Annotated in this window: 16 protein-coding genes; 10 read left to right on the top strand and 6 right to left on the bottom strand. The window is 68.2% G+C overall.

Going from position 1 to position 24,228, the window contains the following annotated elements; all coding sequences use genetic code 11:
* Positions 1–364 precede the first annotated feature (364 nt).
* The 4 genes from FHW84_RS09720 to glk all read right to left on the bottom strand — a co-directional run bounded on the left by FHW84_RS09720 (position 365) and on the right by glk (position 7,858).
* Entirely contained in the window at positions 365–1,441 is a 1,077-nt protein-coding gene (locus FHW84_RS09720; protein ID WP_167254890.1) for a heparan-alpha-glucosaminide N-acetyltransferase domain-containing protein, read from the bottom strand.
* Entirely contained in the window at positions 1,438–3,654 is a 2,217-nt protein-coding gene (locus tag FHW84_RS09715) for a family 20 glycosylhydrolase (RefSeq protein ID WP_343203587.1), read from the bottom strand. Before FHW84_RS09715 ends, FHW84_RS09720 begins: the two co-directional genes overlap by 4 nt.
* Positions 3,655–3,935: 281 nt before the next feature.
* Positions 3,936–6,707, bottom strand: a complete 2,772-nt coding sequence (locus tag FHW84_RS09710; protein ID WP_167254888.1) for a TonB-dependent receptor — start codon at positions 6,705–6,707, stop codon at positions 3,936–3,938.
* 98 nt (positions 6,708–6,805) lie between these two features.
* A complete protein-coding gene (gene glk, locus FHW84_RS09705; protein ID WP_167255393.1) occupies positions 6,806–7,858 on the bottom strand; it encodes a glucokinase in 1,053 nt (350 codons plus the stop codon).
* 426 nt (positions 7,859–8,284) lie between these two features.
* Here glk and FHW84_RS09700 point away from each other — a divergent pair, with 426 nt between their 5' ends.
* From FHW84_RS09700 to FHW84_RS09680, 5 genes are all read left to right on the top strand, one after another.
* Entirely contained in the window at positions 8,285–9,577 is a 1,293-nt protein-coding gene (locus tag FHW84_RS09700; protein WP_167254886.1) for a sugar MFS transporter, read from the top strand.
* A gap of 95 nt (positions 9,578–9,672) precedes the next feature.
* Complete coding sequence (locus FHW84_RS09695) at positions 9,673–10,803, top strand: LacI family DNA-binding transcriptional regulator (RefSeq protein WP_167254884.1); 1,131 nt, start codon at positions 9,673–9,675, stop codon at positions 10,801–10,803.
* 37 nt (positions 10,804–10,840) lie between these two features.
* A complete protein-coding gene (locus FHW84_RS09690) occupies positions 10,841–11,875 on the top strand; it encodes an SIS domain-containing protein (protein WP_167254882.1) in 1,035 nt (344 codons plus the stop codon).
* Complete coding sequence (nagA, locus tag FHW84_RS09685) at positions 11,875–13,035, top strand: N-acetylglucosamine-6-phosphate deacetylase (protein ID WP_167254880.1); 1,161 nt, start codon at positions 11,875–11,877, stop codon at positions 13,033–13,035. Before FHW84_RS09690 ends, nagA begins: the two co-directional genes overlap by 1 nt.
* Before the next feature lie 220 nt (positions 13,036–13,255).
* Positions 13,256–15,277: an alkaline phosphatase family protein gene (locus FHW84_RS09680; protein ID WP_167254878.1), complete on the top strand. Its 2,022-nt coding sequence runs from the start codon at positions 13,256–13,258 to the stop codon at positions 15,275–15,277.
* A gap of 178 nt (positions 15,278–15,455) precedes the next feature.
* On the opposite strand, the gene FHW84_RS09675 is transcribed toward FHW84_RS09680, so the two are convergent.
* Positions 15,456–17,138 (bottom strand): LTA synthase family protein, encoded by a 1,683-nt coding sequence (locus FHW84_RS09675; RefSeq protein WP_343203586.1) that lies wholly within the window; start codon positions 17,136–17,138, stop codon positions 15,456–15,458.
* A 246-nt stretch (positions 17,139–17,384) separates the two neighbouring features.
* Here FHW84_RS09675 and FHW84_RS09670 point away from each other — a divergent pair, with 246 nt between their 5' ends.
* Positions 17,385–19,370: a bifunctional 2',3'-cyclic-nucleotide 2'-phosphodiesterase/3'-nucleotidase gene (locus FHW84_RS09670; RefSeq protein ID WP_167254874.1), complete on the top strand. Its 1,986-nt coding sequence runs from the start codon at positions 17,385–17,387 to the stop codon at positions 19,368–19,370.
* Positions 19,371–19,595: 225 nt separating this feature from the next.
* Here FHW84_RS09670 and FHW84_RS09665 read toward each other — a convergent pair whose 3' ends face one another.
* A complete protein-coding gene (locus FHW84_RS09665; RefSeq protein ID WP_167254872.1) occupies positions 19,596–20,123 on the bottom strand; it encodes a DUF2501 domain-containing protein in 528 nt (175 codons plus the stop codon).
* A gap of 134 nt (positions 20,124–20,257) precedes the next feature.
* Between FHW84_RS09665 and FHW84_RS09660 the strand changes: the two genes are divergently transcribed.
* The 4 genes from FHW84_RS09660 (at position 20,258) to thrC (ending at position 23,964) form a co-directional block, all read left to right on the top strand.
* A complete protein-coding gene (locus FHW84_RS09660) occupies positions 20,258–20,407 on the top strand; it encodes a hypothetical protein (RefSeq protein ID WP_167254870.1) in 150 nt (49 codons plus the stop codon).
* A 181-nt stretch (positions 20,408–20,588) separates the two neighbouring features.
* On the top strand, positions 20,589–21,653 hold the full coding sequence (locus FHW84_RS09655) for a homoserine dehydrogenase (protein WP_167255391.1): 1,065 nt from the start codon (positions 20,589–20,591) through the stop codon (positions 21,651–21,653).
* Positions 21,650–22,639 (top strand): homoserine kinase, encoded by a 990-nt coding sequence (locus tag FHW84_RS09650; protein ID WP_167254868.1) that lies wholly within the window; start codon positions 21,650–21,652, stop codon positions 22,637–22,639. The genes FHW84_RS09655 and FHW84_RS09650 overlap by 4 nt, the downstream gene beginning before the upstream one ends.
* Positions 22,636–23,964, top strand: coding sequence for a threonine synthase (gene thrC / locus FHW84_RS09645; RefSeq protein ID WP_167254866.1), 1,329 nt, complete (start codon positions 22,636–22,638; stop codon positions 23,962–23,964). Before FHW84_RS09650 ends, thrC begins: the two co-directional genes overlap by 4 nt.
* Positions 23,965–24,228 lie beyond the last annotated feature (264 nt).

The raw sequence follows: 24,228 nt of genomic DNA, 5'->3' as shown, positions 1-24,228 counted from the left end.
TTAACGTTGCGCTCCACCCGGCCCCTCACCCTGCCCTCTCCCCGGAGGGGAGAGGGGTGTAGTGGTGAGGGAGGCAGGAACGAAGAGCCAAAGCTGGCCTCAATCCTTGAACATCCTCTTCGCCACGGCACGTTGAAGCAGCCGCTACGTAACCGCACTGCCGTTTCGTGTAGACCCAGGTTAATCAAGTTACCGCAGCCGCCCACCGCTCCTTCTAGTCGCGTCGCGAGCCTTTGACTTGAGGCCATTTCTCTTTGGTTACTTTCTCTTTGGGCCAGCAAAGAGAAAGTGACCCGGGCGCCGGCAGGCGCACGGAATGCCCGCTGCATAAGCGGCCAGTTCGCGGCCACGCAAAAAAAGCGCGCTACAGCTTGAGGTAGACCCGCCGGCGATCCATCGCCCACACAATCACCCACCAAACAGCGACAAAAACCATCGCATAAGCAAGCGACGCGACATACGGGCCCGCCAACGGCGTAATCCACCCACCGAACACCGTTCGATACAACGGATCCTGTATCCCCAAACCAGGCAGAAGTATCTGCATGAACTCCGAACCGGCGTAGGCGGCCACCGCGTTGACGCCAAACCGCCGCCCCCACGCCGGCCACCCACGCAAATCCACCACCACGTGGAACACCAACAAGGCCAACGTGGCCCACCCAGCCGTCCACAACACAAACGACGGCGTCCAAAGATTCTTATTGAGCGGCAGCAACAGCGCCCACAGCGCGCCAAGCAACACATAGGCAGTGCCACTCAACAGCAACGCGCGGCGATCGTTGCCGCGCAACCCATGCCCCGCACGCAGCCCAAGCAGCGTCGTCGCGATAGAAGGCAGCGTACCGAGCAAGCCCTCTGGGTCATGCCCCAACCCCGTGGCAGGGAAATAGCGATACGCGTAATGACCGAAGACCGCCGTATCGGCACGGCTCACGACATTATGGAACGGCTCCAGCGTGCCGCCGAACACAAGTAGCGCCGCGTAGCCGACCAGCAACAGCACAATGGCCCCCCACTGCACCCGCGCATTCGCATAAAGCTGAAACGCGGCCACCGCGCCAAAACAAATGCCGATCCGCTGCAGCACGCCGGGAATGCGCATATGCGCATCCGGCAGAATCAGCGCCGCCGCCGCATTGATCAGCAAGCCGAGGCCGACGATGCGCAGCGCACGCACCATCGCCGCGCGCAACAGCACCCCGCGGTCCGCGCCCTGCTCCATCCGCGGCGCGATCGCCAACGCCACCGACACACCCACCACGAACAGAAAGAACGGAAACACCAGATCCGTCGGCGTGCAGCCATGCCACTGCGCATGTTCCAGCGGCCAGTACACGTGGCCCCAGTCGCCCGGATCGTTGACCAGCAGCATCGCCGCGACGGTGCAGCCGCGCAGGGCGTCGACCGAGGCGAGGCGATGCGGGCTGGCGGGGGTCATGGCTGGGCGGTCGGGGTCAGGCTGGCGCGCTCGATGCCGTACAGCGGGCCGGTGATGGGAGCGGTGAAGACCAGGCAGAGGTCGTGCACGCCGCGCTGGTCGGGCAATGCGGCGGCGAGCTGGAAGCGGCGTGGGCCGGACGGGTCGGGCAGCGGCATGCTGGCGAGCACTTCGCCGTCGCAGCGGTCCTTGTGCACCACCATTTCGCCGTGCGCGGTCCTGGCCGGACGCGACACCACCAGCTTGGCCTCGTGCGCGAGCTGGAAGTTGCGCTCCAGCCGCACGGCTTCCACCTGGATGCTGCGAATGCCGTCGAGGCGCGCCTCGGGATAACGCTGGCAGGTGTCGAAGATATTGATGCTGTAGGCCGGCGCCATGCTGGTGGCATCCGGCAGCGGCTGCACGCGCAGGCGGAAATCGCTGCCGGGGCAGTTGCGCAGTTCGGCGTTCTCGCGGGTCAGCAGCTGGGTGGCGTCGAGCACGCGCTCGCGCGGCGCGGCCAGCGGATGGCCGCTGGCATCCAGCGCGATGGCCCGCACGGTGGTGGGCAGCTTCACCTCGAACGGTGCCTGGTAGCGCGGCGATTGCGCGGTGGGCTCGCTGCCGTCCAGCGTGTAGTGCAGCTCGCCGAACTTCGTCTGGTTGCCCAGCGTGACGCTCGCCTTGCCGGAAGCCAGCGCGGCATTGCGGTCCACCTCGATCGATGGCGCGAACGCGCTGTCCGCATAGCCGACGTTCTGCGCACGGTAGCGCGCCAGCTGCGCGGGCAGGCGCGCGAGGAAGCCCGGCCAGTCGCGCGTGGCCACCGGCGACCACACCACTTCGGCCAGCGCGTCCAGGCGCGGATAGATCGTGTGCTGCAGCAGCGCGTCGCTGGTGATGTATTCGGTCCACACATTGGCCTGGGCGCCGAGCACGTGGCGCGCCTGCGTGGCGTCGAGTTCCTTCGGCACCGCTTCGAAGGCGTAGATGCTGGCCAGGTCCTGCACCGGCTCGCGGCCGGCGCTTTCGTCGGCGCGGTCGCTCTGCAGCTGGTTGAGGTACAGGTCCGGCGAGGGCGAGGACACCACGTCGTGCCCCTTCTGCGCCGCCTCGATCGCACCCTTGATGCCGCGCCACGACATCACCGTGGCATCGGCCGGCACGCCGCCTTCCAGGATCTCGTCCCAGCCGATCAGGCGGCGCCCATGCGCTTTCAGGTAGGTGCCCATGCGCGCGATAAACCAGCCCTGCAGCGCGTCTTCGTTCTTCAGGCCCAGCGCATGCATCTTCGCCTGCACCGCGGGCGAGGCCTGCCACTGGTCCTTCACCGCCTCGTCGCCGCCCACGTGGATATAGCGCGAGGGGAACAGCGCCATCACTTCGTCCAGCACGTGCTGCATGAACACGAAGGTGGCGTCGTCCACGTTGTACAGATAGGTGTGCACGCCCCAGTCCACCGACACCGGCGGACGCTTGCCGGTCACGCCCAGCTCCGGATACGAGGCGACGGCCGCCTGCGCATGGCCGGGCATGTCCAGCTCCGGCACGATGGTGATGTGGCGCGCGGCCGCATAGGCCACCACGGCGCGGATCTCGTCCTGCGTATAGAAGCCGCCGTGACGCAGCGGCACGCCGTTGCTGCCGGCATCCGGCGGCGTGCGCCAGGCGCCGATGCGGGTCAGTTCCGGATAGCGCTTGATCTCGATGCGCCAGCCCTGGTCGTCGGTGAGATGCCAGTGCAGCACGTTGAGCTTGTGCAGCGCCATCTGGTCGATCAGCGCCTGGATCTCGGCGACGCTCTGGAAATGCCGCGCCGAATCCAGCATCAGGCCGCGCCAGGCGAAGCGCGGCGCATCTTCGATATGCACGAACGGCGCGGCGGCCTTGGCCTCGTCCTGGGTAAGCAGCTGCCACAGCGTCACCGCGCCGTGGAACAGGCCGTCGCCGTCGCGCGCCACGATGCGCGCGCCCTGCGCGTCGACGTCGAGGGTGTAGCCCTCGGCCGGCGTGGATGCCTTGGCGTCGTGGCTAAGCACGATGGCAGGCGCGTTGCCTGCCTTGTCGACGATGCGCAGCTCCACGCCGCGGCTGCGCTTGATCTGCCCGGCCAGCCAGCCGGCGGTGCGGCGGCTTTCGGCATCGGCGGCGACCAGCAAGGTGCCGGCGTCGATGGCGAAGCTGCCGTCGGCGCGGGTGAGCTTGGCAGGCAGGGGAATGAGGGATAGCGGCACGTCGGAGCGTTGCTCCGCGGCGAACGTAAAAGACGGAAGAATGGCCAGTGCGGCCAGCATCAGGGTCCGGCCAAGGCGTAGTGCAAAAGTCACTGGCTGCGTTCCTCGTCGCTCAAGTCTGGCGTAGGTTGGGGTGAGCGCAGCGAACCCCGACGAAAGCACGTGTCCGGACGTCCGTTGGGGTTCGCTGCGCTCACCCCAACCTACAGCTTTTCGGGGCTCCTCCCAAAGAAGGGCCCGGACAAGCCGGGCCCAATGGGGAGGTTGTTGCTCAGTGTGCCTCAATACTTCAACCGGAGGTTGAGGTAGTACTGGCGTCCGTTGACGTAGAAGGCGTACGGCTGATTACCGATGCCCGCGACGTTGGTGTAGTACTTGATCTTGGGATTATTGAGGTTCATCGCGTCGAACGACAGCGAGGCCCAATCGTTGATCTTGTAGCCCAGGGACAGCGCGAGATTGCCGAGGCCCGACTGGTAGTACGTGTCGGTGCGGCTGACGCCGGCGAAGAACGACGAACGGTAGGTATAGCTCAGGCGAGCATTGAAGCGCTCGTTCTCGAAGTAACCGGAAACGTTGTAGGTATTCTCCGAGGTGCCCTGCAGCGGCTTGCCCGTGGAGGTGCTGCCGTCGGCATAGGTGTAGTTGGCCGCCACGCCGAAGTTTTCGCCGATGGGCTGCGTGTAAGCCAGTTCGATACCGCTGATATGGCCGTCCACGTTCACTGGCACGCTGACCAGATAAGTGTTGAACACATCCTGGCCGCTGTTGTTGCTCGCGTTCTGGTCCTTGTAGGTGCGGCTGACCGGACCGAAGTTCACGTAGTCCTTCAGATCCATGTAATACGCACCGGCCGACAGCAGGCCGCGTGGCGTGAAGTACCACTCCAGCGCCGCGTCGAAGTTGGTGGAGACGATCGGCTTGAGCTGCGGATTGCCGCCGCTACCGGTATGGGTCAGGTCGTCCAGCGACACCGAGCCCGCCAGCGCGGAGTAATCCGGCCGCGTCATGGTCTGCGACGCCGCGAGGCGGCCGATCAGATCGTCGGTGAAGCTGTACTTGAAGTTGGCGCTCGGCAGGAACTTGCTATACGTGTGGTCGTACTTGCTCTTGTAGTAGGCGCCGAATGCCGAGCCAGTGATCGGGCCCGCCACGGTGTACTGCTCAGGATTGCTGGTGTTGTAGTTGATGTTCTCTTCGGTGCGCACCCAGCGGCCGCCGATGTTGCCGCTCCAGCGCTCGCCGTTGAAGTTGGCCTGCAGGTAGGCCGCCGTGACCTTTTCCTTCACCTTGTAGATGTTCTGCCAGTTGAAGCGCGCCACCGGGTCGCGATTGGCGAACTGGCGGTCGATCTGGGCGAGCTGGCCCGGCGTGTAGTACCAGATGTTGCCGGGTACGCTGCCGCCGAGATCGCTGGTGAAGTCGCTCGGATAGTTGGCATGGCCGGCCGGATAGTTGGCGGGGTTCTGCCAGTCGGTGGCGAAGTTCGGGCCCTGGCCGATGTCGCTCTTGTTCTGACGGGTGTGGTCCGAATAGCGCGCACCGAAGTCCAGCGAGGACAGTACGCCGCGGTCCAACGCCCATTCGCCGTCGCCGCCGATCCAGTTCTCCTTGTCGGTGACCTCAATGGCCTGATCGCCGAAGATCCAGCCGTCCTGCGGACGGATACCTGAAGGCGTGCTGTTGTCGCCGCCCAGCGACCAGCTGGCCGGATGATCGAGTCCGCTCATTGCCCACGAAGCGCCACCGCCGCCGCCCGTACCCAGCTCGAGCACATCCTGGGTGGGACTGCTGCCCTTGCCCTTGGTGGTGCCGACCTGTCCCTTGAAGGTGAGCGACTGGGTCGCGCGCCATTCGCCGTCCAGGGTGACGTAGCGCGACTGTGAAGCCGCGCCCGGGCGGGAAATCTGGTCGTAGACGCCCCACGAGGTGTTGGTGCACGGCGTGGCGCCGCACATCACGCTGGGATCGGTCACCTTCGGATAGACGGCGTTGGTGATCACGCCGTTCTTCACCGAGTAGCTGCTGGGCACCAGATACGGCGCGAAATGGCTGCTCCACAGCATGTAGTTGCGGTTGTAGTTGTCCGCTTCGAGCTTCGAATAGAAGCCGCTCAAATTCAGCGTGACGGTGTCGCTGGGCTTGAATTCCAGGTCGATCACGCCGCCCTTGCGTTCACGCTGCTGCGTGAAGAGCGTGGCGCCGAGCAGGTTCGGGTATGACAGGCCGGCGAGCTTCGGATCGGCCACGGCAGCCGGGTCGGTGGCGGCGATCTTGCCGTAGCCGCCCACCACTTCCTGGCCGTTGCGCTGCAGGCTGCGCTTCTCGTAGAAGCCCTGCACCATCACGCCGAAGGTGTTGTCGTTGTTCTTCCAGTTGAACAGGCCGCTGAACTGCGGCTTGGTATCGCTGGGCAGGTCCGAATAGACGCCGCCAATGGAAGCTTCCGCGGTGAGCTGCTTGGCGAACTCCAGCGGCTTGCGCGTGATGATGTCCACCGAGCCGGCGCTGCCGCCCTCGACGATCTTCGCCTCGGAGCTCTTGTGCACTACCACCTGGCTGACGATTTCGGACGGCAGCAGGCTGTAGCTCACACTGCGTCCCACCGTCTGCACCTGGCTCAGCACGAACCAATCGCCGGTGCCCACGGTGTGTCCGTTGACCAGAGTCTGGGTCATGCTGGGATTGGTGCCGCGCAGGCTGACGCGGTCGGCTTCATCGAAGCCGCCCTCGCTGGCGCTTGACGAGCTGATGTTCACGCCGGGCAGGCGCTGCAGCGTGTCGGCCACATTCTTGGCCGGCAGCTTGCCCACGTCCTCGGCGGTGATGACGTCGACATGCGAGTCGGCGTACTTCTTGAATTCGATCGATTCTGCTTCGGTGTCGCGGATGCCGGTGACCACGACCGTGCCCAGCTCCTTGGCTTTGTTCTTGTCGGCACGGTTCTGCGTGGTGCCGGCATTGCTGGTCTGGGCATCCTGCGCGAAGGCGGCGCCGGAAAGACAGAGTCCGGCGATGATGCTGGCGGCTAGTAGCGTCTTGCGGTGTGACATGGTTTCCTCCCCTCAAAGGATCGCTGGTGCGGATGCAATGGCGACGTCGATATCCGCTAGGCGGTAACAGGGCTCGCGCCCGGTGGTTGCTACGCTGACTACGATGGCTGTGTTGCTGCGCTTTCCGGCGGATGCATGCTGCTGCCGTCCAGGTACATGCCAGCCGCGCCGATGACGCCGAGCTGGCCGTGTTCCATCAGGCGCACGGGCACTTGCTGCAAGAAGGCCCGCATCACGCCCTTGTTGAAGAAGCGCTCGCGGAAGGTGCTGGCCAGCAGCACTTCGCGGATCTGCGGCAGGATGCCGCCGGCGAGAAACACGCCGCCGCGCGCGCCGTAGAGCAGGGTGAGATCGCCGACGAAGCTGCCGAGCAGGCCGCAGAACACGTCCAGCGCTTCCACCGCCGCGGCATCGCTGCGCTCCAGCGCGGCGCGGGTGATGTCGCTGGGTTTGGCCAGCACCGGCGTTTCGGCGCGCAGCACGCACAGCGCGCGGTAGAGATTGAGCAGGCCGGGGCCGGACAGCGCGTGTTCGAACGACACGTACGGACGCTCGCCCGACAGCACGCGCAGGATCTCGATCTCGCGCTCGTTGCCCGGCGACAGGGCGATCTGCCCCGCCTCGGTCGGCAGCACCGTGGCGTGCGGCTTGCCCGGCAGCAGCACCGCCGAACCCAGGCCGGTGCCCGGGCCCATCACCAGCACGGGGCCGGCGCCGCCGGGCGTCTGCGCCTCGATCACCGGCGTGGTGTCGGCCTGCACCAGGAACTGGGTGGCATAGGCCACCGCCTCGAAATCGTTGACCACCGCCAGCTGCTGGATGCCTAAGCTGTCGCGGATGTCGCGGATGGACACCGGCCAGGGCAGGTTGTCGTTGACGATGGCATCGCCCAGCACATAGCCGGCGCTGGCCACGGCGCACTGGTCCACGTGCACGGTGCCGCCGAGCTGGCTGACGAAATCCTTGAGCACGGCGGTGAGGCTGGGCCATTCGGCGCAGGCGTAGCGGTGGTACTGCAGCACGGTCACCGGCCGCGCGCCGTCCGGGCGCTGGCTGACCAGCCCGATCCGCGCATGGGTGCCGCCGACATCCGCCGCCAGGAAAAGCGCGCCCTGCGAGGCACCCTTCAGCCCGACGCCCTGGTTGGCCAGTTCCGCCACAAGCCCCTCCCCGTTTCACGATCGACGCGGTCATGCCGACGTCATGCTGCTGTCACAGCCCCCGATGGAGGCGGAATATGGGAGCGCGATGACAACGTTGTCAACAGGTCGAATTTCCTAGACCCGCAAAGACGTTTCCGCGACGCAGCAAACACTTCGCCATAACGCAGGTGACGGCCATGCCAAAAGCCCGCCGATCCGCATGGTTGCGCCACTTAGCACGGTTTTTGCCGGATCCGGAACGGCCATGCCGCGGCGCGCCATGGCCGGGCGCACAGGGGGATGATCCGGGCTGCCCCGCCCTGGCCGGCCGGGAACGCCGATTGACAACGTTGCTAGTTAGCGCCGATAAAACGAGCGGGAGGCGACGCGGCCCGCGGGCTGTCGTCGGCATCGGCACATTCGGGGAGTCAATACATGTCGTCCACAACGCTAGCTACCGGCGATACGCACGCCCGGGCCTCCGGCCTGGTGCCGATGCTGATCATCGGCCTGCTGTTCTTCATCTTCGGCTTCGTCACCTGGCTCAACGGGCCGCTGATCACCTTCGTCAAGCTGGCGTTTTCCCTGGACGACGTGAACGCCTTCCTGGTGCCGATGGTGTTCTATTGCTCGTACTTCTTCCTCGCCCTGCCCTCGTCCGCGGTGCTCAAGCGCACCGGCATGAAGAAGGGCATGGCGCTGGGCCTGTTCGTGATGGCGGTCGGCGCGGTGCTGTTCGGCCAGTTCGTGTCGATGCGCGTGTACGGCGGCGCGCTCTCGGGCCTGTTCGTGATCGGCGCGGGCCTGGCCCTGCTGCAGACGGCGTCCAATCCGTACATCAGCATCCTGGGTCCGATCGACAGCGCCGCGCAGCGCATCGCCTTCATGGGCATCTGCAACAAGATCGCCGGCGCGCTGGCGCCGTTCGTATTCGGCTGGCTGGTGCTGAGCGGCATCGACACCTTCGACCAGCAGGTCAAGGCCGCGCCGACGCCGGAAGCGCGCGAAGCGCTGCTCAACACCTTCGCCGCCAAGGTGCACATGCCCTACATGGCGATGGCCGGCCTGCTGGTGGTGCTGGCGGTGTGGGTGCTGCGCTCGCCGCTGCCGGAGATCAAGCCGTCGGGCGCCAACAGCGAGACGGAAATCGGCCACGCCAAGGGCAACCTGCTGAGCTTCCCGCACCTGTGGCTGGGCGTGCTGTGCCTGTTCCTCTACGTGGGCGTGGAAGTGATGGCGGGCGACGCCATCGGCACCTACGGCCAGGGCCTGGGCCTGCCGCTGGACGCCACCAAGCATTTCACCTCGTACACGCTGATCGCCATGCTGGCCGGCTACCTGGCCGGCCTGGTGCTGATCCCCAAGATCATTTCGCAGCAGAGCTACCTGGCCGTATCGGCCGTGCTCGGCGCGATCTTCACCATCGGCGCCTGGCTCACCACCGGCTATACCTCGGTGGGTTTCGTGGCCGCGCTGGGCTTTGCCAACGCCATGATGTGGCCGGCGATCTTCCCGCTGGCGATCAAGGGCCTCGGCCGCTGGACCGAGGCCGGCTCGGCGCTGCTGATCATGGCGATCGTCGGCGGCGCGCTGGTGCCGCAGGCCTTCGTGCACCTGAAGCAGCATTACGACTTCCAGCTGGTCTTCATGCTGCTGATGGTGCCCTGCTACCTGTACATCCTGTTCTACGGACTGCGCGGGCACCGCGTGGGCCAGCACGCGCCGTGAGGTAGTCAGGCGGGGCCGTTTGTCACGGCTCCGCCATCCTCACTGCAACTTGCTGGGCTACGATGCCCGTCCTGTTTCCCCCGGAGTCTCCCGCGTTGCGCAACCCCACCATCAAGGACGTCGCCAAGTCGTCCGGCGTCTCGCTGAAGACGGTCTCCCGCGTGATCAACCGCGAGGCCTCGGTGCGTGCCGACACGCGCGAAAAGGTGGAGCGAACGATCCAGGCGCTCGGCTACCAGCCCAATCCTTCCGCGCGCGGCCTGCGCAGCACGCATGCGTATGCGATCGGACTGGTCTACGACAACCCCAACGCGCACTACGTGATCAGCATGCAGGAAGGCGTGCTGTCGGCCTGCCGCGAACGCGGTTTCGGCCTGCAGATCCACCCTTGCGATTCCTCCTCGCCCGGCCTGGAACAGGAACTGTGCGCCCTGGTGGAACGCAACCGCCTGGCCGGCCTGGTGCTGGCGCCGCCGATGTCCGAGCAGCATGAGCTGGTGAGCGCGCTGTCGGCGCAGGGCATCGACTTCGTGCGCATCATTTCTTCGCGCGACGACCCGCACGACGGCTCGCCCTGCGTCTACGTGGACGACCGCAGCGCGGCCTATGCCATCACCGAGCATCTGATCCAGCTCGGCCACAAGCGCATCGGCTTCCTGTGGGGCGAGCCGCATCACCGTTCCAGCCCCGAGCGCTACCAGGGCTATGCCGACGCGCTGAAGGACTACGGCGTGGTGCAGGACCCGAAACTGGTGCTGCCCGGCCGCTACGCATTCGACGACGGCTTCCGCGGCGCGCGCAACCTGCTGGCGCTGGACGATCCGCCCACCGCGATCTTCGGCAGCAACGACGAGATCGCCGCCGGCGTGCTCGCCGCGGCGCGCTCCAGCGGGCTGGACGTGCCGTGGGATCTGTCGATCGCCGGCTTCGAGGACAGCCCGTTCTCCAAGCAGGCCTGGCCGGCGCTGACCACCGCGCGCCAGTCCACCCGCGAGATCGGCCGCCACGCCGCGCTGCACCTGATGGCCGACCTGCAGCGCGAGAACGGCGACACCGTCGCCGAGCCGCCGAACGAATGCTTCATCCCCGAGCTGGTGGTGCGCGGCTCGACCGCGCCGCCGAAGAACAACACCCCGAAGCACGCATCCAGGAATGCTCCCGCCAAGAGCGCCTCCGCCAAGAACACCTCCCCCAAGAGCGGCACGCGCCCGACCCGCAAGGCTTGACGCGCCGCCGCTGCACGCATCACCGAGAACGCCATCCATGAAGCAAGCCAGCGACACCCTGATGTACCGCGAGGCCCACGAGGCCGCCGACGTGGTCGAGCGCCAGCTCGCCGCCAATGCCGGCGTGCTCAAGGCCCTGGGCGAACGCCTGCGCGCCGAGCCGCCGCGGTTCATCGTCACCTGCGCACGCGGCAGCTCCGATCATGCGGCGGCGTATGCCAAGTACGTGTTCGAGACGCGGCTGGGCCTGCTCACGGCCTCGGCCTCGCCGTCGGTCGCCTCGATCTACGACGCCGACCTGAAGCTGGACGGCGCGCTGTTCCTGGCCATCTCGCAGTCCGGCAAGAGCCCCGACCTGCTGCGCAGCGCGCAGGCGGCGAAGGATGCGGGCGCCCTGGTGGTGGCGATGGTGAACGTGGAGGACTCGCCGCTGGCCGCGCTGGCCGATACGGTGATTCCGCTGCGCGCCGGCCCCGAAGTGAGCGTGGCGGCAACCAAGAGCTACCTCGCCACGCTGGCGGCGGTTCTGCAGCTGACCGCGCACTGGGGCAACGACGACACCTTGCACGCCGACGTGGCGCGCCTGCCGGCCGACCTGCGGCGCGGCTGGGACGCCGACTGGAGCGCGCTGGTCGACGGCCTGCGCGAGGCGCGCAACCTGTTCGTGGTCGGCCGCGGCTATGGCTTCGGGCCGGCGCTGGAAGCGGCGCTCAAGCTCAAGGAAACCTGCGGCCTGCACGCCGAGGCGTTCAGCGCGGCGGAAGTGAAGCATGGCCCGATGGCGATCGTCGGCGCGGGTTTCCCGGTGCTGTTCTTCGCCCAGGGCGACGACACGCTGGACAGCACCCTGGCGGTGGCCGAGGAATTCCGTGCGCGCGGCGCGCGCGTGCTGGTGGCCAAGCCCGGCGCCAGCGGCCCGGACGCGCTGCCGCTGCCGGCCGGCATGGATTCGATCGTCACCCCGCTGCTGGCCGTGCAGAGCTTCTATCGCGCGGCCAGCGAGCTGGCGCTGGCGCGCGGCTTCGATCCGGACGTGCCGCCGCATCTGCGCAAGGTGACGGAGACGGTGTGATGAGCGCAGCGCAACCGCTTACCGCCCTGGTCAATGGCCGCGTGCTGGGCGAACACGGCACGCGCGGCGATCTCGCCGTGCTGCTGCGCGGCGGCCGCATCGAGGCGCTGGTGCCGGCGGGCGATGCTTCGCTTAGCTACGCCGAACGCCACGATCTGCAGGGCCGCCTGCTGCTGCCCGGCTTTATCGACGTGCAGGTCAACGGCGGCGGCGGGCTGCTGTTCAACGCCGCGCCCACCGTCGAAACATTGCGCGGCATCGCCGCCGCGCACCGCCGGTTCGGCACCACCGGCATGCTGCCGACGCTGATCACCGACACCGCCGAAGTCATGCACGCGGCGCTGGAAGCCGTGGACGCCGCCATCGCCGAAGGCGTGCCGGGCATTCTCGGCATCCATCTGGAAGGGCCGTTCCTGGCGCCGGCGCGCAAGGGCATCCACGACGTCAACCTGTTCCGCCTGCCCGATGCGGCCGATATCGCCGATATCGCGCGCCGGCACCGCGGCGTGGTGATGATGACCCTGGCGCCCGAACGCGTGCCGCTGGAAACCATCCGCCAGCTCAGCGCCGCCGGCGTGATCGTGGTGGCCGGCCATACCGCCGCCGACTACGCCACCACCCGCGCCGCGCTCGATGCCGGCGTCAGCGGCTTCACCCATCTGTACAACGCGATGACCCCGCTGGGCAGCCGCGAACCCGGCGTGGTCGGCGCGGCGCTGGACGATCCGCACAGCTGGTGCGGCCTGATCGTGGACCTGCACCACGTGCATCCGGCCAGCCTGCGCGTGGCCATCGCGGCCAAGGCGCGCGGCAAGAGCGTGCTGGTCACCGACGCCATGCCGCCGGTGGGCGCGGACGATCCCACCTACGTGCTCAACGGCCAGACCATCGTGGCCCGCGACGGCATCTGCCAGAGCGCTGATGGCGTGCTGGCCGGCTCGGCGCTGGACATGGCCACCGGCGTACGCCACCTGGTCGACGCCGTAGGCCTGCCGCTGGCGGAAGCCTCGCGCATGGCCAGCGCGTATCCGGCCGCCTGGCTGGGGCTGGAGCGCGAGCTGGGCCGCATCGTGGCCGGGCAGCGCGCGGATTTCGCCGTGCTGGACGACGGCCTGGTCGTGCGGGAAACCTGGATCGGCGGCGTGCGCTACGCCGCTTAGAGCCCCTTTCCCTCTGGGAGAGGCGTTGGGGTGAGGGTACGGGCGGAGCGCAAGAGTCAGGTGCATCGCTCCGCCCGTACCCTCATCCGGCTGCCGCCACCTGCCTCGCTCCCCGCGTGCTCCCGGCGGGAGAAGGGCTCAAGTCCCGGCGGCGACACCAAACTGCAACACCCTTTGCCCAGCATGGCCGGCTCGCTCCTCCCATCGACCGAGGTCTCGCATGCCCCCGCTCCATCGCCGCGCCCTGAAATCCGCGGCCGCCCTGCTGCTCGCCGCCATCTACGCCAGCCCCGCCCTGGCGGCTCCGCACCGGGTGATCCTGTTCGTATGGGACGGCATGCGCCCCGACGCGGTGAGCGAGGAGGACACGCCTAACCTGCTGGCCCTGAGCAAGCGCGGCACCTGGTTCGAGGACAACCACTCGACCTACCCCACCTTCACCATGGCCAACGCCTCCACCTTCGCCACCGGCAGCTTCCCGGGCCCGCTGGGCTTCTACGGCAACCGCTTCTGGGCGTCGCGCGAGACGGGCCTGAAGAGCGAGCCGGTGGCGCGCACCACTACCGGTGAGGACGTCAGCTTCCGCAACCCGGTCTACACCGAGGACGACCTGGTGCTGCGCGCGCTGGACAAGGCCAGCAAGGGCGACCTGCTGGAACTGCCCACGCTGTTCGCCGCCGCGCAGAAGGCGGGGCTGAAGACCGCGGCCATCGGCAAGTCCGGCGCGGCCTTCCTGCAGAACTACCGCCTGCCCAACCAGGGCGACCCGGACAAGGTCGGCCTGCTGCTGGACGAGCGCGTCGCGCTGCCGCTGTCCTTCGCCAAGGAACTGCAGGCCGCGGGCTATCCGCTGCCCAAGACCGCGCCGAACATCTACGCCGAAGGCGAAGTGACGCTGAGCGAAGAGAACGCCGACCCCACCGAGCGCGCCAAGGCCGCCAAGCTCAAGGACGGCGCCACCAGCGACGCCACCGCCGGCGGCGACACCCCGCCCACCGCGGCGAACGCGTGGATGATGAAGGTCTACCTGGACCAGGTGCTGCCCAGGCACAAGCCGGACCTGAGCGTGGTGTGGATGCGCAATCCCGACACCACCCAGCACATCTACGGCGTGGGCGCGCCGGAATTCCATCTCGCGCTGCAGGCGCAGGACGCGCTGCTGGGCCAGCTGGAAGCGAAGCTGCGCGAGCTGGGCATGGCCGAAGACACCGACATCATCGTGGTCTCCGACCACGGCCACAGCAATATCGCCGGTGCGCGCGACCTGTTCCCGCTGCGCCAGATCAACGACGGCCGCGTGGCCGGCGTGGACAACGAATGGGGCTATTCGGTCTCCGGCGGCATCCGCATGGCGCACGAGCTGACCACGCGCGGCGGCATTCCGTCCTTCGACGGCCTGGGCTGCGTGTACTCGCCGGTGATGACCGGCATCCGCGCCGACGGCTCGCAGCTGCTGCCGACCCGCTACGACGACGACGGCCGCCTGTGCGGCAAGCCGATGCCCTACACCACGCCCAGCTACGTGGTGCCGGACAAGCTGCCCAAGGGCGCGCTGGTACTGGCCCCCAACGGCGGCACCGAATATTTCTACCAGCCCGAACACAACGCCGAGGTAGTGAAGCGCGCCGTGCGTTTCCTGCAGTCGCGCGAGTACGTGGCGGCCGTCTTCGTGGCCAAGCGCTACGGCGACCTGCCGGGCACCCTGCCGGCGGAGAACGTGCACCTGGAGAACGCGGCGCGCGGTCCGGACATCATCGTCAGCTATGCCTGGGACGCCGATGCGGTGATCCAGGGTTTCCGCGGCACCGAGTACTCCACGGTCTATCCGGAATCGCCCAGCGAACGCGGCGAGCACGGCAGCTTCAGCCCGATCGACGTGCACAACACCTTGCTGGCCGCCGGCCCCGGCTTCCGCGGCGGCTTCCGCGACGCGCTGCCGAGCGGCAACGTCGACGTGGCCCCGACCATCGCCGCCCTGCTCGGCCTGAAGCTGCCCCAGGCGCAGGGCCGCGTGCTGAGCGAGGCGCTCGGCGGCGCGCTGGGCAAGGCGGCGGACAGCTATCGCGTGACGCCGACGGAACTGCGCCCGGCGCAGGCGTCGACCGGCCTGAGCATGCAGCGTGTGGACGGCAGTGCGTTGCCGGCTTCGAGCTACAACTTCAGCCTGCAGTTGAAGCAGCTCGAGAGTGCGGATGGGAAACGCTGGACGTATTTTGATTACGCCAAGCCCGAGCGTCACTGACGCCCGGCGTAGGTTGGGGTGAGCCGTAGGCGAACCCCAACGATGCGATGCGTTTGAACGTACCGATGTTGGGGTTACTGGCTGCATCAGCAGCCTGCCCTTCGGGCCATCCGCTACGCGGATGTTCGCTACGGCATCCTGCCTTCGCAGTCGCCTGCGGCTCACCCCAACCTACGCCTTACTCTTCGTACACGTGCAGATGGTTGAAGGTCCACGCGTGGTACGACTTGACCAGGTCCTGGTCGATGCAGTCGGTGTACAGGCCCTTGCAGCGCTCGCGCAGCACCGTGGCCGCGGAGAAGTACGGATCCATCGGCACGCCCGCCGCCTGCAGCACCATGTTCGGCAGGTGGGCGATATCGAGCATCGGGTAATTCGGCAGCGTCCGGCCCGGCACGTTGCTCTTGATCATGTAGTAGGACAGATAGTCCTTGTACGGCTGCAGCGCCGGCGGCCAGCTGCGCTCCATCTGGCGGATCAGGCCGTTGAACGAGGGCTGGTGGTCGCCGAAGTGCATCAGCACGGTGGGCTCGGGGCGATTGAGGAAGGCCTTCTCCAGCTGCGCCATCGCGGCATCCGAGTTGTGCAGGTTGGAGAGATAGGTGTTGAAGTTCAGCGCCGGCTTCTCCGCCAGGCCTTTCAGCAGCGGACGGTTGAACGGCGCCGGCAGGGTGGACAGCGGGTCCATGTCGTGCGGCCCGTGCTGGGCCAGGGTCAGGATCATCACGAACACCGGCTGGCCCGGCTTCTTCACCTTGTCGTAGACGCGCTTGGCGGCGTCGAACATCTGCGCGTCGGTTTCCTCCCACTCGTCCAGCCCCAGGTCCTTGGCGTCGTAGAACTGGTCGAAGCCATAGGCCGTGTACGCGTTGCGGCCGTTGAGGAAGGCGCCGTTGGTGGGGTAGATCGCCACGGTGAGGTAGCCCAGGCGCTGCAGCTGCTGCGGCAGCGAGTCGCGCACGTGCGGCGCCAGCACGTAGGGCGCGTACATGCCGCCGGGACCGAAGATGTCCTGCGGCATGCCGGTGAGCACGGCGAATTCGCTGACCCAGGTGCCGCCGCCGAAGGTGTGCACGCGCAAGGGGCCGTGGGCCAGCGTGTACTTGTCCGGCTTGAACATCTGCACGCGGCACTGCGGCACGTTGCACACGGTGAAATTGGACGGGTCGAAGGTGCTTTCCTCCAGCACCTGCACGATGTCCGGATACGGCGGCTCCGCCGCGCCGTGGCCGCCGTGCGCGGTGGCGCTCCACTCCTGCTCGGCCAGGGTGTCGTCGGTCATCGGCGGCAGCGCGACGTTGGAGTCCTGCAGGTTGACGAAGAAGTTGGTGAGCTGGGCGTCGTCCGACAGCTTCTGCCACGCATTGCGCGCATGCACCTGGGCGAATGGGCCGTTCGGCAGCAGGCAGACCCAGAACGCCAGCGCGCAGGCCGCCGCGCCGCCGACGCGCACGGCCAGCGCCTTGGGCCGCGACAAGCCGTTCAACATGCGCCGGTCGCCGCGCCATACCAGCCACAGGCCCAGCGGCACCAGCACCGCCACGCCCAGGCTCAGTTCCCACAGGTGCGGGTAGTGGGCCAGGGTTTCGACCAGGCTGGAACGCAGGTAATAGACGAAGTCCGACGGCATCAGCGGCGCGTCGAGGTATTGCTGCTTTATTTCCGAAATGAAATCCAGGCCCAGGAACAGAGCGCCGGTCACCACCAGCGCCATGGCCACGCGCGCGAACGCGAACAGCAGCACGCCGCAGGTGCACAGCATCAGCGCAAAGACGAAGCTCTGCTGCTGCAGCACGGGTTCCTGGCCGGCGGTGGCGCGCACGCAGCCGGCGAAGAACAAGGTGGCACACAGCCACGCCACGCTGTTCCGCGTGAAGCGAAACGACCATCTCTGCATGTTGCGTTGGCCCCCTGTTCCGGCCGGTCCGTCATCAGGGCGCCATCTTACGTTCTCATTTCTTTCACAGACAGAACCAGAGGTAACAGGCAGCCCGCGCCGCGCAAGGGTTCAGCCGGCGTTGCCCGGTGCCCATGCGGCGCCGAGGCATCGCCCGCCATGCCGATCTGCTAGCTTGCGCGGCTTGCTTTGGTCCGTAGGGAATCCACCATGCCGCTCCGCCAGCTCCCCCTCGCCGCCCTGACCGCCGTGCTGCTCGCCGGCTGCGCCGCCCAGGGCGCCCGCACCGACCGCGTGCCGGACGGCAGCCACGCCCAGGTGGCGATCCTGGAGACCACCGACATCCACTCCAACGTGCTGAGCTACGACTATTACAAGCTCAAGCCGGATGCCACGGTGGGCTACGAGCGCACCGCCACCTTGATCCGCCAGGCCCGCCAGCAGTATCCGAACAGCTTTCTGTTCGACAGCGGCGACACCATCCAGGGCAGCGTGCTGGCCGACTACGAAGCCCAGGTGAAGCCGGTCGGCTGCAAGCAGGAGCTGTCGATCTACGCCGCCATGGACGCCATCGGCTACGACGGCGGCACCGCCGGCAACCACGAGTTCAACTACGGCCTGCCGTTCCTGTCGCAGGCCACCGGCACGCCGATGAACGTCGACGGCGGCCGCAGCGACCGCTGCGCCGGCCCGCATTTCCCGCTGGTGCTGGCCAATGTGTTCAGCGCGCGCGACGGCGCGCCGATCTTCAAGCCGTGGACGGTGGTGGAGAAGACCATCCAGGTCGACACGCCCGGCGGCGGCAAGCGCGCCGTGCCGCTGCGCGTGGGCATCATCGGCTTCACCCCGCCGCCGATCCTGGAATGGGACAAGCAGAACCTGGAAGGCAAGGTCACCGTGACGGGCGTGGTGGAAGCGGCGAAGAAATACCTGCCGGAACTGCAGGCCCAGCATCCGGACCTGATCGTGGCGGTGCTGCACGGCGGCCTCAACACGGCCACCTATACCTCCGACATGGAAAACGGCGGCTGGTACCTGGCCGCCGTGCCCGGCATCGACGTGCTGCTGCTGGGCCATTCGCACACCGAATTCCCCGGCCCGCACTACCAGGACATGCAGGACGTGGACGCCCGGCGCGGCTTCGTGCGCGGCGTGCCGGCGGTGATGGGCGGCTTCTTCGGCAAGGACCTGGGCGTGGTCGAGCTGGCGCTGGCGCGCCGCGACGGCCGCTGGACGGTCGACAAGGAGCACACCCACAGCGAAGTGCGCCCGATCTGCCCGAAGAAGAACGAATGCGTGGCGGCCGACCCCGCCATTGCCCCGCTGGTGGCCCAGGCGCATGCGGCGGCCGTGGCGCACGTGAGCACGCCGATCGGCGAGACGCGCCTGCGGCTGAGCAGCTATTTCGCCGACGTGGGCAATATGACGGCGCTTTCGGTGGTCAACGCCGCCGAGCGCGACTACGTGCAGGCCGAACTGCCCAAGACCCATCCGGAACTGGCCAAGGTGCCGGTGGTGGCCTCGGCCGCCGCCTTCCGCACCGGCTTCGGCGGCCCGGACGACTACACCGACGTGCCGGCCGGCCCCTTGAGCCTGCGCAGCGCCGCGGACCTGTATTTCTATCCGAACACCCTGGCCGCGGTGAAAACCGACGGCGCGGGCCTGAAGGCGTGGCTGGAGAAGTCGGCCGAGCGCTTCCGCCAGATCGACCCGTCCGCCACCGCCGAACAGCCGCTGCTCAACGACCGCATGCCCGGCTACAACTTCGACCAGCTGCAGGGCGACATCAGCTATGTGATCGACGTGACCAAACCAGCCGGCGCCCGCATCGTCGACTTGCGCTGGAAGGACAAGAAGGTGGATCCGCAGCAGCCCTTCGTCATCGTGACCAACAACTACCGCGCCAGCGGCGGCGGCAATTTCCCGGGCCTGGACGGCAAGAACATCGTGCTGGCGGCGCCGGACGGCACGCGCGAGATCCTGGCCAAGTGGCTGGAGCGCCAGCGCACGCTGGATGCGAAGGCCTTGCCGAAGCGTTCCTGGCGCTTCGCGCCGGTGAAGACGCGCGGCCCGGTGGTGTTCAAGGGCGCGGCGGGCAAGGAGGCGGAGGCGCGCGAGGCCGGGGTGAAGAACCTGCGGCAGGTGAAGGACAACGGCGACGGGACGGCGGTGTACGCGATCGACCTGTCCAAATAAACCGCCACCTGCCCCCTCTCCCCGCCGGGGAGAGGGCTGGGGTGAGGGGGACCTACGGAGCGGTGAAGCAGCAACGCAAAAGCAGGCGTCACTTCGTCGATACCTCGTGGCGAGCACCCGCCCCTCATCCGGCTGCCGCCACCTTCCTCGCTCCTCAATGCAGAGCACATCCATGTGCTCTCCCCGCGTGCTCCCCGGCGGGGAGAAGGGTTCCACCAGGCAGCACTACATCCCCAAAAACGACTTGCCCTGCTTCAGCACCGTGTTGCACACCTTGGTGGTGATCTGCGACTTCAGGTCGCTGGAACCGCCGCCCACGCTGGACAGGTCCAGGCTCTTGCCATTGCTGCCCTGCAGGACGCCCTTGGCGCCGCTGAGATAGCTCGGATCGCGGCTGGGATCGCCGCCCGCCGGCTGGCTGGAGTTCTTCTTTTTCTTGCCCATCAGCCCGCCCAGCACGTCGCCGCCCGAGGCCGCCTCGCCGCTGGTGGAGGCGCCGCCGCCGGCACCGAGCTTGCCCATCAGCTGGTCCTTGATGCCCGAGGCGCCGGAATCGCCGCCGAGGTAGTTGTTCTTCACGCAGTACTGCAGCAGGCCGGCGACGTTGCCCATGCTGCCGGAGCTCATCGAGCTGCCGCCTCCGCCCAGCAGTCCGCCGAGCTTGCCTAGGTCCTGCGCGCTGCCGGTGCCGCAGGCCAAGGCCAGGCAACACGCCAGGCCGCCGGCGGCGAAGCCGCGGGTGCGCTTGTTCATGGGGATCGCTCCTTGTTGTTGAGTCCGCGGGATTCAACACCGCGCCTCGTTACGCGGGTGTCACTGCGGCCTGCTCCTAAAGTTTCAGTTGCACCTGTTGACTGCGGTGCAGCATGGCCCGTATGGTCGGTCGCATGTCGCCGATTGCTTCCTCCATCCGCATGCTTTCCAACCCGGTCCTCACCGGGCGCATGCCGCTGGCCGGCGCCATCGCTTCCTCCGCCACGATTATTACCACCGGTACCGGTACCACCGGCCACGGGTGGGTGTCCGCGCGCGAGTAGCTTCATCACACGCAACGGCCCCGCCCCTCGAAGAGGCGGGCCGGGCCACTCCGAACCGCCAAGCGAGAGACGGGGCTCCCAACCCAAGGAGACCTCCGTGAACGCCCTCGCCCCACAACTGGAACATCCCAAACACCCCGTGCTTGCCCGGGCGCTGCCGACGACCACTCCACGCCGCCGCATGCTGGCCGTGGGTCTGATCGGCCCCGGTCGTGTCGGCAGCGCCCTGCTCACTCAATTGCGTGCGGCGCAGACGCGCCTTTCCGAAGCCGGCCTGGAACTGAAGCTGTGCGGCGTGGCCGCCAGCAAGCGCATGTGGCTGGACTGCGACGACCCCGACCTCAACCGCCGCTGCGACCGCGCCCAGACCTGGCGTCCCGCCGACCTGCGCCAGTTCGCGCGCCACGTGCTCGGCGAAGGCGGCCGCCACGCCATGCTGATCGACTGCAGCGCCAACGATGAAGTGGCCGCGCACTACGCCGGCTGGCTCGCCGAGGGCGTGCACGTGGTCACTCCCAACAAGCTCGCCGGCAGCGGCCCGCTGGAGCGCTGGCAGGCGATCCGCGCGGCCAGCCATGCCGGCGCGCGCTTCCGCTACGAAGCCACCGTCTGCGCCGGCCTGCCGGTGGTGCAGACGCTGCGCGACCTGCTCGACACCGGCGACGAGCTGCTCGCCGTCGACGGCATGTTCTCCGGCACGCTGGCCTGGCTGTGCAACCGCCACGATGGCGGCCGCCCGTTCTCCGCGCTGGTGCGCGAGGCGCATGCGCTGGGCTATACCGAACCCGATCCGCGCGACGACCTGTCCGGCCTGGACGTGGCGCGCAAGCTGGTGATCCTGGCCCGCGAAGCCGGCTGGGCGCTGTCGCTGGACGAGGTGAACGTGCAGAGTCTGGTGCCGGCGGAACTGGCCGCGCTGGACCCCGAAGCCTTCATGGCGCGCCTGCACGAACTGGACGCGCCCATGGCCGCGCAGCTGGCCATCGCCCGCGCCGAGGGCGGCGTGCTGCGCCACGTCGCCAGCCTGGACCGCGACGGCCGCGCCAGCGTGAAGCTGGCCGTGCTGCCCGCGTCCCACCCTTTCGCGCACACGCGCCTGACCGACAACGTGGTGCAATTCACCACGCGCCGTTACCACGATAATCCGCTGCTGGTGCAGGGACCGGGCGCCGGGCCGGAAGTGACGGCCGCGGGCGTGTTCGGCGACCTGCTGCGCATCGCCGAGTCGCTGGAGGCGCGCGCATGAACGCCCAACTTGCCCGATCACCGGAACCGATGGCCCGCTCTCCCCAACGCGCTCTTTCCGCCCAGGCCCTGGCGCCGGCCAGCGTCGGCAACGTCGGCGTCGGCTTCGACGTGCTCGGCCACAGCCTCGCCGGCGCCGGCGACCGCGCCACGGTGCGCCGCATCGAAGAACCCGTGGTGCGCATCGCCGCCATCGAAGGCGTGGTGGTCGACCTGCCGCTGGACGCCGCGCAGAACACCGCCGGCATGGCGCTGATGGCGCTGCGCAAGGCGCTGGGGCTGCGCCACGGCTTCGAGCTGGTGCTGCACAAGGGCATCGCGCTGGGTTCGGGCATGGGCGGCTCGGCCTCGTCCTGCGTGGCCGCGTTGGTGGCCGCCAACGCGCTGCTGGAACGCCCGCTGCCGATGGAGGCGCTGTACGGCTTCGCGCTGGAAGGCGAGGCCGTGGCCAGCGGCGGCCGCCACGGCGACAACGTCGGCCCCATGCTGCTCGGCGGCCTGGTGCTGGCCACGCGCGACCGCCTGGTGCGCGTGCCGGTGCCGGAGGCCTGGCATTGCGCCCTGGTCCATCCGCATATGGTGCTGGAGACGCGCAAGGCGCGCGCCGCGCTGGCCGGCGCCTACCAGCTGGGCGAATTCGTCGCGCAGAGCGCCAATCTCTCGCTCACCCTGGCCGGCTGCTGGCAGGGCGATGCGGCGCTGGTGCGCGAAGGCTTGAACGACGTGCTGGTGGAACCGCGCCGCGCACCGCTGATCCCGGGCTTTGCGCGGGTGAAGCAGGCGGCGATGGATCACCGCGCGATGGGCGCCAGCATTTCCGGCGCCGGTCCCAGCGTGTTCGGCTGGTTCGAACGCCGCGAAGAAGCCCAGGCCGCGGCGGCCGCCATGGCCGCGGCCTTCGCCGAAGCGGGCCTGGACAGCGACACCCTGGTCTCGCCCGTCGCCGGGCCGGCCGCCGCATTGATCGACGTGGAGCGCAAGGCATGAGTGAACCGCTGCTCTATCACAGTACCCGCGGCGCCGCGGAAGGCGCCGGCATCGGCGAGGCGATCGCCGCGGGCCTCGCACCCGATGGCGGCCTGTACGTGCCGGAAGCGCTGCCCAGCCTCAAGCCGGGCGACTTCGACGCGCAGGGCAGCCTCGCCGACACCGCCGCGCGCCTGCTGCGCCCGTTCTTCGCCGGCCATGCGCTGGCCGCCGAACTGCCGGCCATCTGCGCCGAGGCCTTCGCCTTCGACGCGCCGCTGCGCCCGCTGCCGCAGCACCCCGGCGCCGCCATGCTGGAGCTGTTCCACGGCCCCAGCGCCGCGTTCAAGGATTTCGGCGCCCGCTTTCTCGCCAGCTGTTTCCGCCGCCTGCGCCATGCGGGCGAGCCGCCGCTGACGATCCTGGTCGCCACCTCCGGCGATACCGGCGCGGCGGTGGCCGCCGCGTTCCACCGGCAGCCGGGCGTGGAGGTGGTGATCCTCTATCCCGACGGGCTGGTCTCGCCGCGCCAGGCGCACCAGCTGGGCTGCTTCGGCGACAACGTGCGCGCGCTGCGCGTGGCCGGCCGCTTCGACGACTGCCAGCGCATGGTCAAGGCCGCGCTCAACGACAAGGCGCTGCAGGCGCAGCGGCCGCTGTCGTCCGCCAACAGCATCAGCCTCGGCCGCCTGCTGCCGCAGATGGCCTACTACGCGCACGCTTCGCTGCGCTGGTGGCACGAGCACGGCCGCCCGCTCAACTTCGTGGTGCCCACCGGCAATCTCGGCAATGCGCTCGCCGCGGTGTGGGTGCGCGAGATGGGACTGCCGGTCGGCGCCATCGAGCTGGCCTGCAATGCCAACGAGACGCTGCCGGATTACTTCGCCGGCGCTGCGTACACGCCGCGCGCCGCGGTCGCGACGCTGGCCAATGCGATGGACGTGGGCGCGCCCAGCAACTTCGAGCGGCTGCGCTGGACCTTCCCCTACGACACGGATCTGCGCCAGCAGCTTTCCTCGCATAGCGTGAGCGACCAGACCATCCGCGCCACCGTGCGCAGCCACGCCGCGCATGGCGAAGTGTTCTGCCCGCACACCGCTACCGCCATGCACCGGCTCGACCTTCGCGCGGACCGGGCCGACTGGGCCGTGGTGGCCACCGCGCATCCGGCCAAATTCGAAAGCGTCATCGAACCGCTGATCGGGCGGACCGTACCCTTGCCGCCCGCACTGGCCGCCATGTTCGGCCGGCCGGCGCATGCCGAAGCGCTGGAAGCCAGCGACGAGGGGCTGAAGGCATGGCTGCTGGATGGAGCCGCGCCGCGGCAGGCGCGCCGGCTGGGTTGAATGTCCGGGCGAACGCGCGAGACGGACGCATGGGCGAACTGCAACCTTGGTTCTGCTGACCGGTGAGGCCATCGGCACGCCCCGGCGGCCTCACCCGATGTACGCGATCGACCGCTTTTTTGTGCCCCGCCGCAAGCGCTTTTCGCCCCGGTAAAGTTGGCCTCGAATGACTCCGTACGCCACTGCATGGTCTTGCATGCAGCTCGACGTACCAGTGGACGCAAAGCGCTGAAATGCGTCGACTTACTTGTCGACCTTCGATGC

The sequence above is a fragment of the Dyella sp. SG562 genome (genome assembly GCF_011759495.1).
Classification (GTDB): domain Bacteria; phylum Pseudomonadota; class Gammaproteobacteria; order Xanthomonadales; family Rhodanobacteraceae; genus Dyella_D; species Dyella_D marensis.
Note: the sequence above shows the minus strand (reverse complement) of the source record. Positions and strands in the feature narration are given on the sequence as shown.

What these genes read in the sequence shown, in the direction of transcription:
- FHW84_RS09720 (WP_167254890.1), bottom strand. Translation starts at nt 1,441, where the DNA reads ATGACCCCCGCCAGCCCGCATCGCCTCGCCTCGGTCGACGCCCTGCGC.
- FHW84_RS09710 (WP_167254888.1), bottom strand. Translation starts at nt 6,707, where the DNA reads ATGTCACACCGCAAGACGCTACTAGCCGCCAGCATCATCGCCGGACTC.
- FHW84_RS09700 (WP_167254886.1), top strand. Translation starts at nt 8,285, where the DNA reads ATGTCGTCCACAACGCTAGCTACCGGCGATACGCACGCCCGGGCCTCC.
- FHW84_RS09690 (WP_167254882.1), top strand. Translation starts at nt 10,841, where the DNA reads ATGAAGCAAGCCAGCGACACCCTGATGTACCGCGAGGCCCACGAGGCC.
- nagA (WP_167254880.1), top strand. Translation starts at nt 11,875, where the DNA reads ATGAGCGCAGCGCAACCGCTTACCGCCCTGGTCAATGGCCGCGTGCTG.
- FHW84_RS09680 (WP_167254878.1), top strand. Translation starts at nt 13,256, where the DNA reads ATGCCCCCGCTCCATCGCCGCGCCCTGAAATCCGCGGCCGCCCTGCTG.
- FHW84_RS09670 (WP_167254874.1), top strand. Translation starts at nt 17,385, where the DNA reads ATGCCGCTCCGCCAGCTCCCCCTCGCCGCCCTGACCGCCGTGCTGCTC.
- FHW84_RS09665 (WP_167254872.1), bottom strand. Translation starts at nt 20,123, where the DNA reads ATGAACAAGCGCACCCGCGGCTTCGCCGCCGGCGGCCTGGCGTGTTGC.
- FHW84_RS09660 (WP_167254870.1), top strand. Translation starts at nt 20,258, where the DNA reads ATGTCGCCGATTGCTTCCTCCATCCGCATGCTTTCCAACCCGGTCCTC.
- FHW84_RS09655 (WP_167255391.1), top strand. Translation starts at nt 20,589, where the DNA reads ATGCTGGCCGTGGGTCTGATCGGCCCCGGTCGTGTCGGCAGCGCCCTG.
- FHW84_RS09650 (WP_167254868.1), top strand. Translation starts at nt 21,650, where the DNA reads ATGAACGCCCAACTTGCCCGATCACCGGAACCGATGGCCCGCTCTCCC.
- thrC (WP_167254866.1), top strand. Translation starts at nt 22,636, where the DNA reads ATGAGTGAACCGCTGCTCTATCACAGTACCCGCGGCGCCGCGGAAGGC.